Below are 15,555 nucleotides of genomic sequence, written 5' to 3' on the forward strand. Positions count from 1 at the left end.
CTTTGTCAGCCCTAAAACCAAGAGGCCCCGTGCTTTGTCCTGAACGCTTGCTGTTCGATGTGCGGAATGGGACTTGGTTGGTGGAAACCATCAGATGGGGTGGTTGCCGCCCTCCCTCGACGGCATCGCAATGTGCCAAGTTGGTGGTGTTACATCAACGAAACAGAAAGGACGGCAACCGTGACGAAAGATATGATGATTGGGGTTGATCTGGCAAAGAATGTTTTCCAGATCCATGGAGCGTCGATGACAGGGGACGTGTTGTTCCGCAAGAAACTGTCGCGGCCGCAGTTTCTGAAGTTCATGGCCGGGCAGCCCCCGGCTGTCGTCGCCATGGAGGCCTGCGGCAGCGCCAATTTCTGGGCGCAGGAGATGACCCGGTTGGGCCACGAGGTGAAGTTGATCCCGCCGCGATACGTTAAGCCGTTCGTGAAGCGGCAGAAGAACGACGCTGCCGACGCCGAGGCGATCGTGATCGCGGCGCAACGGCCCGAGATGCGCTTCGTCGAGCCGAAGTCGAAAGAGCAACAGGCACGAGCGGTGCTGTTCCGGAGCCGGGAGAGGCTGGTTCACCAGCGAACCGAGTTGGTGAACGCGTTGCGATCGCATCTATACGAGTTCGGATACACGGTCCCGCAGGGAATCGGGCACATCAGACGCGTGGACGCGATCCTCGATGATCCGAACTGCGACCTGCCGGACCTGGTCCGTGAGGAATGCCACGACCTTCTCGATCAAATCTCAGAGACGACGGTACGGATCGACGCAAAGACGAAGCGGGTCAAGGCTTTGGCGGCCGAGACGGATATGGCGCGGCGGCTGCAGACGATGCCCGGGATCGGCCCGATCATCGCGCTGGCGGTCGAAGCTTTCGCGCCAGATATGGCGAGCTTCAAGCGTGGCAGGGACTTCGCGGCCTGGTTGGGCCTCGTCCCCCGACAGCATTCTTCAGGTGGCAAGGAGCGGTTGGGGCGCGTCTCCAAGGCCGGGCAAGCCGATATCCGCAGGTTGTTGATCATCGGTGCGATGTCCCGGTTGAACTGGCTGGGTCGCAAATCGATCGCCGAAGACTCGTGGTTGGCGCGGCTGCTGGCAAGGAAACCGAAGATGCTCGTGGCGATTGCCTTGGCCAACAAGATGGCGCGGGCGATCTGGGCCATGTTGACAAAGGATGAGGATTATCGAGATCCGGCGCAGGCTGCCGTGGCATAACAGAGATGCAATGCACGACAGACCAAAGTCGGTGAAAGGGAGGGTGAGAAGTCGACGACCTGCATGGGCGAAATGATCGAACAGATCTGGAGCAGGAAAACCAGTGCTGGCCCACGAGCCAATCTAAGCTCGTTCATCAGATTTGGACCTGATCTGCGGATCACCATACCGGCCAGCGGCTTCCAGACAGGCCGCACTTCAAGGCCTCACAGAAGACCGCACTCGATCACACGCGCAAATGGCACAGAAACTTCTTGCATTATGAACGGCAACCACAGAAGGGCCAGCGGCCATGTGCGTCGCGCTAAGAGGCCGAACACAAGACTGCTTCTGACAAAACGCCAAGCACAAAATTGTACTTGCAAAAAGGGAGCCATCCACACAGGACAAAGCGCCATTTCGCTGCGATTGCGCCAAGGTCAGTAATGGCGCAATAACGACCAATCTTTTGTCAAGTCTATCAGCGGTAAGAATGCAAACAGATGCTGCCGGCCGCGCAATCAATTGCGCGAATAGGCTCCGATTTTTGACGTGCGCAAATGATTGTTCACGAGCGCTTCTGCAAAGGTGACACCTGCTGCAACACCATCGATAACTGGAAGACCAAATTCCTCGCTGAGCTGCGCCATAAGATCCGCCATCCCTGCACATCCCAGAACGATTGCTTCTGTATTGTCATGCGCGATGGATTCGCGGATTTCAGACTTGATTTTGAACAATGTTGCCGGATCGCCCTCTTCCAGTTTCAGGACGGGAATATCTGTTGCGCGAACGCGCGCGCATTTTTGGGCCAGTCCATAACGCATCAAGTTGTTTTCCAGACCCGGTACAGAGCGTGAGAGTGTTGTTATGACGCTGAACTTGTTGGCGATCATACTGGCTGCGTGATAGGCAGCCTCTCCGATGCCCAAGACGGGCACCTTGACCAGCGTCCGCACTGCGTCTACGCCAGTGTCATCGAAACAGGCGATGACGATGGCGTCAACATCCGGGTGCCGCGCAACCTCCGCCAACAGGCCGGGGATGCAGGTGGCGACGTCCAGAAAGCCCTGAATGCTGACCGGTCCATCTTGCGAGTTCGTGGCTACAATTTCTGTATCCGGGCGGGCAACAGCTCGTGCTGCAATCGCAATCTTATCCGTCATGGAACTGGTTGTGTTCGGGTTAATAACCAGGATTTTCATATCAGCTCACACCTCGCCACCAAGGTAGGCGGCCTTAATCCGGTCATCGTGCAACAGCTCTTTCGAGTTGCCCTCGATCACGACGTTCCCGGTCGCCATGGCGTAGGCACGGTGTGAAATGCTCAGCGCCATGCGTGAGTTTTGCTCGACCAGCAGCACCGAGACACCTTCGTCGCGGTTGATCGCAACGATAGAGCGCGCAATGTCCTGTACCAACTTTGGTGCAATCCCGAGGCTAGGTTCATCGAGCAATAAGAGTTTGGGCTTGGCCATGAGCGCGCGGCCAATTACCATCATCTGTTGTTCACCACCTGACAGGGTTCCGGCGGCCTGACTGTAACGCTCTTTCAGGCGAGGGAAGCGCGTCAGAATGTTGTCCAAAGTGTTCTGGATGTCGGCTTTGTCGTTGCGTGTGAAGGCCCCCATCATCAGGTTGTCTTTGACCGACATGAACGGAAACACGCGGCGGCCTTCGGGCACCATTGCGATACCGCGTTTGACGATGTCCGAGGGGTCGGTGCCATCCACGCGCTCGCCTTCGAAGGTCACAGAACCGCTTTTCGGCTTGGCCAAACCAGTGATGGCGCGCAATATTGATGACTTGCCTGCACCATTGGCCCCGATCAACGCGACAGTTTCACCTTGGTTCACGTTCAGTGACACACCTTTCAGCGCGTAAACATGATCGTAGTAAAGTTCGACGTCTTTAAAATCCAACATGGCTGTCATGGTTTACATCCCGATCTCGTCGTCGACGCTGCCCAGATAGGCCTCGATGACTTTTTCATTGTTCTGGATTTCAGATGGCGTGCCCTCGGCAATCTTTTCGCCGAAGTTGAGCACCACAATCCGATTCGAGATATTCATGACTGCTGGCATATCGTGCTCCACCAGCATGACCGTCACACCACGCTCGTCTCGTACCGAACGAACAAGATTGACCATGTTCATGGTTTCATCGTGGTTCATACCTGCGAAGGGCTCGTCTAGCAGCAGCACCTTTGGGTCCGTCGCGAGGCCGATTGCAATGCCAAGCGCGCGCAGGCTCCCCTGCGGCAGATTGCTGGCCTGTTCATTGCTGATCTCAGACATGTTAAGGAATTCCAGCAACTCGTCCGCATATTTCTCAAAGGCGGTCACATCGTCCTTGGCCGTCTTGGACCCCCAGAAATATCCCGCGAGCGAGGCCTTGGCGCGTAAGTGTTGTGCCACCACAACGCTTTCACGGACGGTCATGCTTTTGAAAATCGTGGTTTCCTGAAATGTGCGCACGACCCCTTTACGCGCCACGATATGTGGCTTGAGGTTCGAAATGCGCTCGCCCTGATAGATGACTTCGCCAGAGGTCGTCGGCGTAAAGGACGCGATCATTTTGAACAGCGTGGATTTGCCCGCGCCGTTCGGTCCGATCACCGACAGGATTTCATTCTCGGCCACGTCAAAACTGATGTTATTGTTTGCAGTCAAACCACCGTATTTCTTGGTGACGTTCTTGACTTGAAGAAGCGGGCTCATTTGTCGCCTCCTTTGCCGAAACGAATACTCAGCAGGCCATTGGGAAGGAAGCGGATGATGATGATCAGGATCGTTGAATAGATCAGCATCTGGTATTTACCGAACTCAAACAACAAGTCCCAGCCAAAGTAGAGGACCAACGTGCCGAGCATCGGGCCAAAGACATAGCCAAGGCCACCAAGAAAGCAGTTCAGCATGAAGTTGACCGAGTCAGCGACTTGAAAGCTGGACGGATAGACCGACTGCGCGATGGACCCAAACATGGCCCCGCCAAGTCCGCCGAAAAAGCTGGAGATGGCAAAGATCACGATGCGAATGTAGGATATATTCACCCCGATAGAGCTGGCGAGTTCTTCGTTCTGTTGCATAGAACGGCACAAATGCCCGAGGCGGGAATTCACCAGTCGGTAGAGTGCTGCATAGGTTAAGATCATGATGATGCAGGCGGTATAATAGAAGGCCAGCTTGGTGTTTTCCATCGCGGCAAAGTCGGGCAGGATCGGAATGCCGAACAATGAGATGCCAGAGGGTAGCGGGATGTTCGAGATGCCTTTTGCCCCGTTGGTGATGGGCAGCGCCAAGGCTGTCAGTGTGACAACTTGGGTCAAAACCAGTGTGATCATCGCGAAATACACGCCGCGAAGACGCAGGATGGGAAGGCCGATCAGGATCGCCACCACTGCCGCGAAGAGGCCCGCCGCAGGCAGCGAGATCCAGAAGGACCAGCCCGCTTTGACCACCAGAATGGCCGAAACATAGGCACCGATCAGCGCGAAAGCACCTTGGCCAATATTGATCCGGCCGATGTAAAAAGTCAGCCAGACCCCGGCGCTGGCAATCGCCAGCAGGGCCACCGATGTCAGGGTAAAGTAAAAGTCCCAGCGCCCTGTTGCGCCAATGATGAGCGGAACGCCGATGAAGATCATGAACAGGAAGATCCCGACGCCGAAAAGCTGTTTTGAGGTAAATCCAAGCATCACATCAACCCCACGGCTTGCCCATCAGGCCTTGCGGTCTAATGGCGAGAAAGATCATCAAGGAGACGAAGATCAGCAGATAAGTAATATCGCCGTACTGATAGAGCAGCGCGAGGCCAATGGCCTCCATAAACCCGAGGATGATCCCACCCCAAATCGCGCCAGAAATCACACCCGCGCCACCGATCATGACCATCATAAAGGCTTTGATCGATGTGGGTCCGCCCATACCAAGGTTCACACCTGTAATCGTGACCAACAGACCACCAACCAGACCTGCTAGCATCGCGCCAAGCGCGAAACCGATCATCGAGTAGCGGTCTACATTCACGCCCATCAACTGGGCCGCTGTACGATCTTGAGCCAAGGCGCGCAGGGCGCGGCCCGTCTTTGTATATTGCATTAGGCCGATGAATGCGACGATCGACAGGATCGCAAGCACACAGATCAGGATGCGGTCATAAGGCATAATGATCCTAAAATCCCAGTTGAACACGCCATCCACAATTTTTGGAACACCGCGCTGTTTCTCACCGAAGACCAGCAGGATCACAGCGTCGAGGAAGAAGGCGATACCGGCAGCCAGAAGCATTGTACTTTCTTCGCGGGCTGATCCTTTGATCACGGGCGCGAAGAGAAATTTCTCAATCAGGGCTCCAAGAATGGCAAGCGTGACGCAAGACATCACCAAGGCCAAAACAAACGGCACGCCCCATTGACCGTAGAAGGTATAAGTCACGAAACCGCCAATTACGTACATCTGGCCGTGGGCAAAGTTGAGGACGTTCATGAGGGCAAAGATCAGGGTCAGACCAAGCGCGATCATCGCATACTGGGACCCCAGATAGACGCCATTGGCAAGTATCTGTTCCATGGAGCTTTTCTTTCTTTGAAAAGCCCCGGGCCACGTGCGGCCCGGGGAAGTTCTGCTTAGGAAAAGGTCAAAAGCAGAAAGGGACGTGTTTAGTCGACTTCAGCAACGAACAGCGTTTCAAACGCACCGTCCTGATACACATTCACCACCAGAGGAACCGCAACTTGGCGACGCTGGCCAAAGGATGTCATGCCGACATAACGCAGCTTTGCGTCACCGTTCATGTATGGGTTTGGTGCTTCAAATGTGTCCATTGTCGCTTGGAACGCATCAACATCAGTGATCGCAGAAGGATCAGCTTTGAGCGTTTCGAGGATATACTCCAATGCATAAACCTTGGTGTTGGACTCGTCGTTGTACTCGCCGAACATATCCGTGTAGCGTTGCACGAATTCATTCATCATTGGCGATGCAAGCTCTGGTGTGGACGCGCCACCGACAGAGATAAATCCGTTTGCCAGATCACCAGCACCTTCGGCCAAAACACCAGCATCCTGTGCAGTTTCTGTCGAGATAAGGCCTTGGAAGCCCAGCTCGCGCGCAGAGCGAATCAACTGCGGCGCATTCGCAGGGGATACACCGGACAGCACCAGCAGATCAGGACGTGAGCGCATGACGGGCGTCAGAACCGGTGTGAAGTCAGTAGTATCGACCTGATATGTCACGTTGGAAGATACGACTTCCATACCAAGGGCAGTTGCGGCTTCAACACCGCCGTCACGCTGGCTGAGAGGATCAGATTCATTGGCTGCGATGAACGCAACGGTCTTCACGCCTTCGTTTTCCATCAGATATTTGTAGATCGCTGGGCCGGACTGGTAGTTGGCAACCATGCCCAGAACCGCGTTAGAGGCTGGTGCCTGATAAAGCGACTTGGGGAACGCATAAGGGAAATACATGATCCCGTTGGATTCAGCCACGGGACGCACGGCCGCCGCGCCGTCATCGACGTTCGGACCAACGACATAGTGGATGCCTTCTTGGGCCATTTTCTCCATGCCCGCGATCGCGCGCTTGGGGTCTTTTTGGTCGTCGAATGACACGATTTCGATGTCATAGGTCGTATCACCGATGGTGTAGCCGCCGGTTTCGTTGATCCAGGCAGCACGCGCTTCCATAGAACGTTGGTTGGAAATGCCCCAAGCAGCAGCAGGGCCACTGGTCACGCCAACAAATCCGATTTTCAGAACTGGGTTCTCTGCGAAGGCAGCAGTTGCCCCAAAGACTGTCATTGTAACGGCCGTCAAAGCCGCCTTCATAAGTGATCTTCTTTGCATGTCTCAAACTCCCGTTGAATTCAATTTCGACGCGTTTCGCACCATTCTTGGCCGGCAGTTTGATGGAATCTCCATGCATGCCGCCCTGTCAGTTCACGATTGTTAACAATTTTTGTCAACACATTTGTCATTTTGGTCGACAAACCTCATCGCTTGGCCTTACTCTAATTGGAGTTTAAGAGTTTGCAGGCAGCCTAAGCCATAAAAACCGTCAGTCTTGAAAGTGATCTTGTGTTATCCAATCCGCAGCAAAGCAGTATAGCTACATCGGACCCAAAGTCGGGATCAGATGAAAACACTATTGTTGAGCGCATCTACAAGGCAGTCATGGAACAACGTTTGGCACCAAATACCAAACTGAGTGAGGCGCGCCTCTGCGAGACATTCGGTGTTGGTCGCATGCGGGTGCGACGCGCACTTCTTCTGCTCTCAAGTCAGGGCATCATTGAGCTACAGTCAAATCGTGGTGCATATGTCGCCTGTCCCGACAAGTCCGAGGCGAACGATGTGTTCGCGGCCCGGATGTTGATCGAACCACCACTCGTTCGGCAACTGGCGCAGAACTCAGGTGATATCGATCTGACGATCCTCACTGACCACATTGCTCTCGAGGATGCGGCCCGCGAGAAAAAAGAGCGCACCGAAATCATTCGGCTTTCAGGTGAGTTTCACACAAAACTCGCCCAAGCGACTGAAAACAAGTTTATCTTCCGTATGATGCGCGAGTTGGTCACGCGGACATCACTCATTGTCGGTCTCTTCGGATCATCCGAAAACGCCAGTTGCCCAGATGATGAACACAGCAGCATCCTGAAGGCGATCCAGTCACAGAACCCGGAACTGGCCGAGCAGTTACTCATATCTCATCTTGCTCACATTCAAAGCGGTCTTGATATGGAAGCGCGCCAGGAGCCCCAGGATGACTTGGCAGCCATTCTTGGTTCGGATTGATCGAGGTCAACTGCGAATTGCGGTAAAAGAGATCAGTTTGATGTGACCGAATCTATTGTCGACTGCAGACGTAGTATATCGAAGACAGCACAATTTTCTGTGAACCCCCTGAGTCCGATTTGCTCGAATTGCGGCCATTTGTGCAAGTTGCAGCATCTGGTAGTTTGGGCTCATAGTCGCCGTTCGCTGCTCTCAACATGTATGTTCGCTCAGCGGGACGGAGCGCTCTTTCGCCGCAACCGCACGAATGGCGGCTTCTGCTCCTTATGCTCCTGCTGCACAGCCTATGGGGTAAGAAACTGGCGTTCGTTCCACTCGTCAGAATGATTGTTGGTATGTTGGTCACTCACTGCCTTTTGGCGATGATGACAAGCCGACAGCAAAACCGCCGAAAGTAGTTCCCGTTCGATGGCGGGCAAGGAATCGTGGCGACCCCTCGCCCGCATCGGTCCATACTATCAGCTGGTATGGGCATGGTTGCCGAAATAGAGGAATTCGCGATCCATACCGGCGACATCCCCGGCTTCCAGAGACAGGCTCGCGCTATCCAGCATCTTGAAGCTTTGTTGCGACTTGACCCAATCATCAGCGTTTTGAAGCGTGGTGAGCGTGTAGCTGGTTGTTTCACTCAGATAGTGAGTCGGAATGATGACCTTGGGCTTGAGCCTCTCGACGATATCGTTGCCTTGCTGGTAATCCAGAATGTGCTGCGACCCGTCGACGGGCAGTGTCAGCACATCGACCTGTCCGATCGCATCCCAGAATTCCTGTGGCGGATTATGCCGGTTGTCGCCCCAGATCAGTGTTCGGATGCCGCCTGTCTCGACCAGATAAACCACCATATCCATGTGGCTTACATTTTCCGGCGGGCAGGCCTTTACGCCAAATTCGTTCAGCGCATTTGTCCAGTTGTACCAGCCAGGTGCGCGGCAGACATGTTTGTCAGCAAACCCGGTGATTTTGATATCGGCGAATTCAAAGTTTCCAACCATGCGGTCCAGCACCATGGTCGAAATCGGGCGGTGAATGGCGTCATGATCAAAATGGGTATGTGTCGACAGGCAGATATCGACCGGCGTTTCGGGAAATTCGTTCTTGAACCAAAGCCCCCAGGCGCCGGAGGGGTCGTCGCGCCAAGGGTCAAACATAAGCGTCGCGCCACCCGGCGATGTGATCTTGATCGCGCAGTGGCCATAGAAGTCGATACCCACTGCGCCCGAAATGGCTGATCCGGTGGTTTTCTGTAACTCAATCACTCCGTTGTTGTTGCCAGGCTGCGTCCAGTCGGTCGACTGGGCCTGTGCAGATGCACCGCTCAGCAGGCTGGCAGCCCCACCAACACCCGCAGCCCCCGCTGCCATAAAGAAGGAGCGGCGTGAAATGCCGTTGGCCAATTCATCCTTTTCACCATTAATGAGCGTAGGTTCTAAGTTGAGATTATCTCTGTCCATGATTGTCATCCCTGTTGTTCAAAGACCTGGATTTGGTTCCAGATGACACAATGATAGCGACGAACGTTGGTCGGCCATGTATTAGAATAATACTGGCAAAACATGGGGAACTTCCCCATGTTTTAGTGGAGAGATAGTAGCAAACTGCGCAGATTTTTTCCGCTATGTCTTAGGTCCAGCTTGGACCGAATGTTATTGCGGTGAAATTCGACCGTGCTGCGCCCACGCGATAGGATGCGCGCTATTTCCTTTGTGGACTGCCCGTGCATGATCATTTGGGCTATCTCGCGCTCGACCGGGGTCAGCTTTTCCATCACTGTCATCAAATTCCTGCTCACGTTTGCGGTGATCGACTTCAGCTGGTCTTCGACCAAATCCAGATAGGCACATCCAGTTGGATCGTCTTTCAGCCGAATGCGAAGTTTTGCCAGATGCGGCATCACCAGCCCTTTGATCTGGCGCAGTAGCGTGAGATCGTATTCCTCGCGCGCCTTTTCGACACTGCCCAGCAACACCCGAAGCGCGGTATTAGCCTCTTCCAGATCCGCCGTGCGGTCCGCGACACGAAGTTCAAGCTCGTCCAAAGTGGTCTGTAACTCGGCTTCCAACTCGATCCGCCGGTTTATCTCTATGAACAATTCAAGATCGGCCTCAATCACGCCGGCAAATTCCTTCAACCCTTCCCGGAACAATGTCGCGCGCCGGTTGCGCCGTGAATCAAGCACGCAGATTGTTCCGAAAATCGCACCGTCCGGCCATTTCAGAGGGTAGCCGATATAGAAGGTCATACCGTTTTCCATATCGTCATTATCTGACCAGACAGGATCACAGGTAGCGTCCTCGACGAACAGCTCCCCGTCATTTTGCAGAACCCCATAGCAATACAGTTTTTCGTTTAACGTGAACTGGCAGCCAACCTGATAGGGGTTGTTTTCACTTCGGCTGGTGACAAAAACCGAATGGTAGGGCGCATCAGTGCGCATAACCAGACTGGCTGGCACTTCGGCAACACGCGCGATCAGGTCAACGATACGTTGCCATTTCTCTACGGTCTTTTTTGGAATCTGCGGTTTCAATGACGTCCTTTTGACCGTTAAAGCTGAATTTCAGCAACAATAGGGTCGAAAGACATCTGCGGGCAAGCGCTCTTCCAATCGAAACCGTCAGCCAGCGCAGAAGGTAGTTTTATTGATGCATACCAATCGTTGGTGCATTTCGCAGCATCCGTTACTCTGGGCTCGTAGCGGTAGTTCGCCGCTCTTAACCCGAACGACCGGTTTAGCTCGAAACTGACAATCTACCTTAGATATTCGATGAATTTCAAGAATGGGCTTTTTTCCTCAAATCGGCGTTCGTGTAAACTGAGCTACCCGCGCCGGTACCCAAAGGGGGGCTTTTTATTTTTCGATACCCCCCCCTTCAGATTGCGGCTTTCCATTTTGCAACCAGCAATCGAAACCCACTTTGCCTGCTTCTCGGGTCGAAGAGGTTCGGCACACCATTGCTATGGATCTACGCATCTTGTTTTGACCCGTCATGCTGGCCCCTGCTGCAAAAGACATTCACCATTTGACAGTACAACCGAGTGAAAGAAATCGTAGTAGCGGTTTTGCTCATCCAGGTTGTTGATGGGATGTGCCTCAGGGAGACAATACGCGTCACCTATTCTAAGCAAATTGAACACCATCTCCACGTCAAGCTCGGTGTTAAATTTCAGCCAACGTTTCCACGTATCAACCGCATACCTTCGAGTGCATTCCACAAGGACATTTGAACCGATATTTTCAACACGCTTGTCGCGTCTTTGGTTCTTACTTGGTTCTTTCTTTATATAGGGAGCGCCAGTTTTGTCATGTTGAGGCGACACTTTTGGCATCTTGTTAACGACAGTTTTGTCATGCTTGTAGTGCCTTAGCGACAATGGGAAATCCAACTGCAAACCCCGTCGTCTTCTTGGGATACGAACATTCTGAATCCAGCCTGCCTCAATGAGTTCGTTGACATGTCGCTGGACAGAACGAACCGACGCCGCCAAGCACCTCGAAAGCTCTTCGTTTCCCGGCCAACATTTCCCGGTATCCTTGTCGACGTAAATGTCACAAAGAACGACACCCATCTGTTTGGCTCCACGCGACATTGAACGCGTCTTGAGAAGTTGGTTCTTCCAGCAGAAGCGAAGTTTATTCCAGGATCCTCGCTTCGTCATCTTACCAACCCTCGCCCAGATTAGTGGATCGATCTTCCATCCAGCTATCAAGCTCGGAGCGCTCGGAGCGAATTGCCCTTAGTCCAATTCTCACGAACCGTGGGCCAGTTATGGAATGGGTGCCCATCCGAAGCTTGGCCAAGTAGCTTTCACTTATCCCGGTGTATTGCGCCGCTTCTTGGGCGGTAAGGTATTCTGCCTGCATCGTTCTGCTCCACTAGGTAACGTCTGGAACATTGATGCCCACAAATGGGTATGGGTCATGGGCAGTGCTGAACTATTTTTCATCTCCATTACCCACATGCTTTCTCCAACCTCTGAAAGCCGTTTCTGGCGAAGTTTCCAATCCGAACAGTGGAAACAGATCGGCCAACAACCTGTAAAACGGTCCGGCAGAATTCATGTGTTTGGGAACAGGTATCGTGTTTGGATTGCGAACCTCGCACATCTTGGCACAAGAATCCACCAGCCGCCACGCTTCAATGTCCTTTTTCCCAAGCGGGCTACCGTCTTCTGCTTTTTCCATTGCGGCGTCGATACTTGGGTAGAAGTCGTCGATCACCGCAAAAAACTCTGAGAACGCTGAAAAGGCTCTGTAAGAAGGCGAATACGGGATCAATCTTTTAGCGAGATTCAGCATAGCCTTTCTCTTCTCAAGTTGCTCACCGTAGTATTCCTTTGGCTCGTTCTCACCGGGCGGCGTGAACAATTCCATTCTTTTCAGCGCATTCAAGCGCATTTCATCGTAGACCGACCACGGCAATTCCTCGAATATGGTTGCCACTTCTTTCAGACGGAACTTAACCTTTTCAAGATTCTTCTGGACTTTAGGGACGGACCAAATCTCCGGAATTCCATGTACTTGATCATAGCAGAGATAGTGCGCCATTATCCCGCAATCGAACTTTCCACACTGTGAAAAGTGGTGCTCTAGTGTGTTTTCCAACTCTTGAAAGAACTTTTTGTGGTGAAGTTCGTCACTCTCATCGAAAAAATTTTCCAGCGCCATTTTCCTTTAAATCTAAACGACAGATAGATCAGCTTCAATTAAAGCAATCAAACAAGAGCATCACGATTTTCAAGATTTTTTGTCCGGTTCTCCAATTCCCCGCAAACAACCTCCATCGATGGCCGAAGCGCGTCAAGTGATGGCTTCACATATCTCTGGCCTGTGATGGAAAGAGGCGTGTGGTTGAGAAGCCGACCGACAACCTCTTCAAGGACCCCTGCCTCCATCGCAACGGTCGCGAAGGTGCGCCTGTGGGCATGCGGAGACCACTTGAACCTTTTCGGGGCATGAACCCTGCCGGATGCGGATTTGGGTGATGGGAACACCCAGGTTCGGCTGAGATTCTTAAGTGGCGCCAGGATTTCATGATGAACCTGAAGGATAGGCAGATCGAAACTGCGACCATTCTTCGTCATCGGCAGGTGAATGCGATCCTCAAAAACCTGATCCCATTGAAGCGTCAGAACTTCGGTCTTTCTCAAACCCGTGAAGAGCGACAGTTCGTAGAAGACCCGGTGCAATGGATTTTCCAGCCGATCAACCGTTGAACGCCATTCCTTCAGGTTCTCGATGATCCGCCCTTCGGGGGTCTCGTCACACCATTCAATTGCCATGGTCGGAGATTCCGGCAGGTCATGCATGCGCCTTGCATGGTTCCAGACCGTTCGGAAGTACTTCAGAACGTGGTTTGCAGCTGACGGCCGGTCAGACAAGGATCGGTGCCGCTCGACAACCATCTGCTTGGTGATCTCATCCAGTGGCAACCTGAGCCAGTCTTTCAGGTGCAGCTCAAACTGCTGTCGCATGCCCTGCTTGTGCGTTTCCGACCTGAGCTTGGGGCGAACCAGGTAAGCTTCCATGGCCGCTTCCAAACGGGGAGCGCCGATCTGGGCCACCTTCCCTGCCCCGCGCCCCATATCAAGCGCCAGGCCCATCGCTGTCTGCCGCGCGATTTGCGTGGATATCATTGGATAGCGTCCAATCAGGATACGCTGCGTTTTTCCTCCCACGTCTTTCTGGAAATACCAGGTCTTTGACCTCTTCCCGACGAAGAGAACCAGCCCCCTGATCTCGCTATCCCAGTGCTTGTCTGTTCCAGTCTTCGACTGTGGAAGGCGCTTTGCGAGGTGCTCTGTAAGCTTTGGCATTTTGTCAGCTTTTTGTAGGTAATGGATTGAAACAGGAGGAATTCACAGGAAACTCCATACACCAATTAATCACATAAACTGAATGACTTGGCAACAACAGGAATGATCAGGAAACATAAAACACTTGCTTGGAAGGCTAAGGTCTTACCACTACACAACGCCCGCTCGTGCTCAGCAGTGCATAATCCACTGTATCAGCATGGTCAATAAGCACCTGTGAATTAATCGGCTTTTGAAAATAAAATCCTCTCGTGGCTGAGCTGCTAACCCAACTCCCATTGCTGCTTTTTGCCCTTCTTTGACGTTGGACCAAAACGCAGCGTTCGTCGGTCAGGGGCGGAAACCGATCTTTCGCTGCGAATTACGCCAATGGCGGTTTTGCGAACAGACTTAGCATTTTGAGGGAGTCGCGCTCTTTCTAACTTGCTGACATAGTACCCCAAAAGATTCCCAAATCGAAAAGGCGTCTCAAGTATGTTTGAATTCAGCACCATTCTGTCAGCTGCTGCCAAAGGCGATGCAAAGCCGTTTTCAGGCTATCCGCCTTTCCATTTTGTCGGCGGCAATATTGATGAACCAACTGTCCCGACCGAGGCTCTTGCGGATGCTGTTGGTGACGTGATCCGAAATCTGGGTCACGCCATGGGGAAATATGGTATGGACAGCGGCCCGCAAGGTCACCTGCCGCTGCGGGACATCATCTGCAAACAACTTAAACGACGCGCCGGAATGTCGGTTGATCCAAGCGAGGTCTTGCTGACTACCGGGTCGCTCCAAGCTATGGATCTGGTCAATAAAACTCTTCTGAACAACGGCGATGTGGTCTTGGTAGAGGCAGCAAATTACGCGGGGACCCTGACAAAGCTGGATGCGTTGGGTGTCTCGTATGTTGGCATTGAACTCGACAACGACGGGATGCGCATGGACGCACTTGAGCAAGCACTGTCAGACCTTACCGCCCAAGGCCGCAAACCGAAGTACATATTTACCATTCCTACCGTCCAAAATCCGACAGGCTCCGTTATGCCGCTTGAACGGCGTCTGGAAATGCTGGCGCTGGCCAAGCGATACGATGTTCCCATATTTGAAGACGATTGTTACGCTGACCTAGTTTTTTCAGGGGATCGTCCACCCGCGATTCATGCTCTGGATGACGAGCATCGAGTAATTTACTGTGGCACGTTCTCCAAAACAATCGCACCCGCTTTGCGTGTAGGTTATCTCGTCGCGCCGTGGCCGTTGATGGGTCATATCCTGCCGTTAAAAACCGATGCGGGCAGTGGTGCGTTGGAACAGATAGTGCTGGCCGAGTTCCTGCCGAGGAATTTTGACAATCATGTCGAGGGCTTGCTCCACATGTTGAGAGAAAAGGCCAATACGCTTTGTGCATCTCTTGACGAGTACTTTGGCGCAGATGTCGAATATAGAAAGCCGATTGGCGGTATCTACCTGTGGGTCACTTTTCCGAAATCTGTTGATACCAATCGGTTGTATACTGTGGCCTTAGGTCAGGGCGTAGAGATCAATCCCGGGGCTCTATGGACAGTCGAAGGTGCGGACAATAAACACCGCATGCGCCTCTGCTTTGGGCATCCGACAAATGAGAACATTCGCGAAGGAGTTGCCAAGTTAGCGCAAATCTGCTTCGAGGAATTTGGCGTGCCGGTCAGAAGTGGGAACGTCGAGCGCGAATAGAAATCTGGCCCGTCCTTGGCCCGTCGAAATTAACAAATATTGTGCGCGGTTGTTCA

General features: G+C 53.0%; 15 protein-coding genes. 3 read left to right on the plus strand and 12 right to left on the minus strand.

The window, feature by feature from the left end; translation table 11 throughout:
• The first annotated feature begins 192 nt into the window (after positions 1-192).
• Positions 193-1,212, plus strand: coding sequence for an IS110 family transposase (locus MWU63_RS19045; RefSeq protein WP_247079604.1), 1,020 nt, complete (start codon positions 193-195; stop codon positions 1,210-1,212).
• A 500-nt stretch (positions 1,213-1,712) separates the two neighbouring features.
• On the opposite strand, the gene MWU63_RS19050 is transcribed toward MWU63_RS19045, so the two are convergent.
• The 6 genes from MWU63_RS19050 to MWU63_RS19075 all read right to left on the minus strand — a co-directional run bounded on the left by MWU63_RS19050 (position 1,713) and on the right by MWU63_RS19075 (position 7,039).
• The gene (locus MWU63_RS19050) at positions 1,713-2,396 is read right to left on the minus strand and encodes an aspartate/glutamate racemase family protein (RefSeq protein WP_247079512.1); all 684 of its coding nucleotides are present in this window, start codon (positions 2,394-2,396) and stop codon (positions 1,713-1,715) included.
• 6 nt (positions 2,397-2,402) lie between these two features.
• The gene (locus MWU63_RS19055; protein ID WP_247079513.1) at positions 2,403-3,125 is read right to left on the minus strand and encodes an ABC transporter ATP-binding protein; all 723 of its coding nucleotides are present in this window, start codon (positions 3,123-3,125) and stop codon (positions 2,403-2,405) included.
• 3 nt (positions 3,126-3,128) lie between these two features.
• Positions 3,129-3,911 (minus strand): ABC transporter ATP-binding protein, encoded by a 783-nt coding sequence (locus tag MWU63_RS19060; RefSeq protein WP_247079515.1) that lies wholly within the window; start codon positions 3,909-3,911, stop codon positions 3,129-3,131.
• The gene (locus MWU63_RS19065) at positions 3,908-4,888 is read right to left on the minus strand and encodes a branched-chain amino acid ABC transporter permease (protein WP_247079518.1); all 981 of its coding nucleotides are present in this window, start codon (positions 4,886-4,888) and stop codon (positions 3,908-3,910) included. Before MWU63_RS19065 ends, MWU63_RS19060 begins: the two co-directional genes overlap by 4 nt.
• 4 nt (positions 4,889-4,892) lie before the next feature.
• Complete coding sequence (locus MWU63_RS19070; protein WP_247079520.1) at positions 4,893-5,762, minus strand: branched-chain amino acid ABC transporter permease; 870 nt, start codon at positions 5,760-5,762, stop codon at positions 4,893-4,895.
• Between the two features lie 89 nt (positions 5,763-5,851).
• Positions 5,852-7,039 carry an ABC transporter substrate-binding protein gene (locus tag MWU63_RS19075; RefSeq protein ID WP_247079522.1) on the minus strand — a complete coding sequence of 396 codons (1,188 nt, stop codon included), beginning with the start codon at positions 7,037-7,039 and terminating at the stop codon, positions 5,852-5,854.
• Between the two features lie 231 nt (positions 7,040-7,270).
• Here MWU63_RS19075 and MWU63_RS19080 point away from each other — a divergent pair, with 231 nt between their 5' ends.
• Positions 7,271-7,990, plus strand: a complete 720-nt coding sequence (locus MWU63_RS19080; RefSeq protein ID WP_348646255.1) for a GntR family transcriptional regulator — start codon at positions 7,271-7,273, stop codon at positions 7,988-7,990.
• A 458-nt stretch (positions 7,991-8,448) separates the two neighbouring features.
• On the opposite strand, the gene MWU63_RS19085 is transcribed toward MWU63_RS19080, so the two are convergent.
• The 6 genes from MWU63_RS19085 to MWU63_RS19110 all read right to left on the minus strand — a co-directional run bounded on the left by MWU63_RS19085 (position 8,449) and on the right by MWU63_RS19110 (position 13,804).
• The gene (locus MWU63_RS19085) at positions 8,449-9,441 is read right to left on the minus strand and encodes an MBL fold metallo-hydrolase (RefSeq protein WP_247079527.1); all 993 of its coding nucleotides are present in this window, start codon (positions 9,439-9,441) and stop codon (positions 8,449-8,451) included.
• A 122-nt stretch (positions 9,442-9,563) separates the two neighbouring features.
• Positions 9,564-10,517: a LuxR C-terminal-related transcriptional regulator gene (locus tag MWU63_RS19090; protein ID WP_247079529.1), complete on the minus strand. Its 954-nt coding sequence runs from the start codon at positions 10,515-10,517 to the stop codon at positions 9,564-9,566.
• Between the two features lie 458 nt (positions 10,518-10,975).
• Positions 10,976-11,578, minus strand: coding sequence for a helix-turn-helix domain-containing protein (locus MWU63_RS19095; RefSeq protein ID WP_247079530.1), 603 nt, complete (start codon positions 11,576-11,578; stop codon positions 10,976-10,978).
• Between the two features lie 70 nt (positions 11,579-11,648).
• Positions 11,649-11,852: a helix-turn-helix domain-containing protein gene (locus MWU63_RS19100; protein ID WP_247079532.1), complete on the minus strand. Its 204-nt coding sequence runs from the start codon at positions 11,850-11,852 to the stop codon at positions 11,649-11,651.
• 72 nt (positions 11,853-11,924) lie between these two features.
• The gene (locus MWU63_RS19105; protein ID WP_247079534.1) at positions 11,925-12,656 is read right to left on the minus strand and encodes a hypothetical protein; all 732 of its coding nucleotides are present in this window, start codon (positions 12,654-12,656) and stop codon (positions 11,925-11,927) included.
• 47 nt (positions 12,657-12,703) lie between these two features.
• A complete protein-coding gene (locus MWU63_RS19110; RefSeq protein WP_247079536.1) occupies positions 12,704-13,804 on the minus strand; it encodes an integrase family protein in 1,101 nt (366 codons plus the stop codon).
• 474 nt (positions 13,805-14,278) lie between these two features.
• On the opposite strand from MWU63_RS19110, the gene MWU63_RS19115 reads away from it, so the two are divergent.
• Positions 14,279-15,499, plus strand: coding sequence for a PLP-dependent aminotransferase family protein (locus MWU63_RS19115; protein WP_247079538.1), 1,221 nt, complete (start codon positions 14,279-14,281; stop codon positions 15,497-15,499).
• Positions 15,500-15,555 lie beyond the last annotated feature (56 nt).

It is taken from the genome of Pseudohalocynthiibacter sp. F2068, from assembly GCF_023015645.1.
In the GTDB taxonomy this organism is placed as follows: Bacteria; Pseudomonadota; Alphaproteobacteria; order Rhodobacterales; family Rhodobacteraceae; genus Pseudohalocynthiibacter; species Pseudohalocynthiibacter aestuariivivens.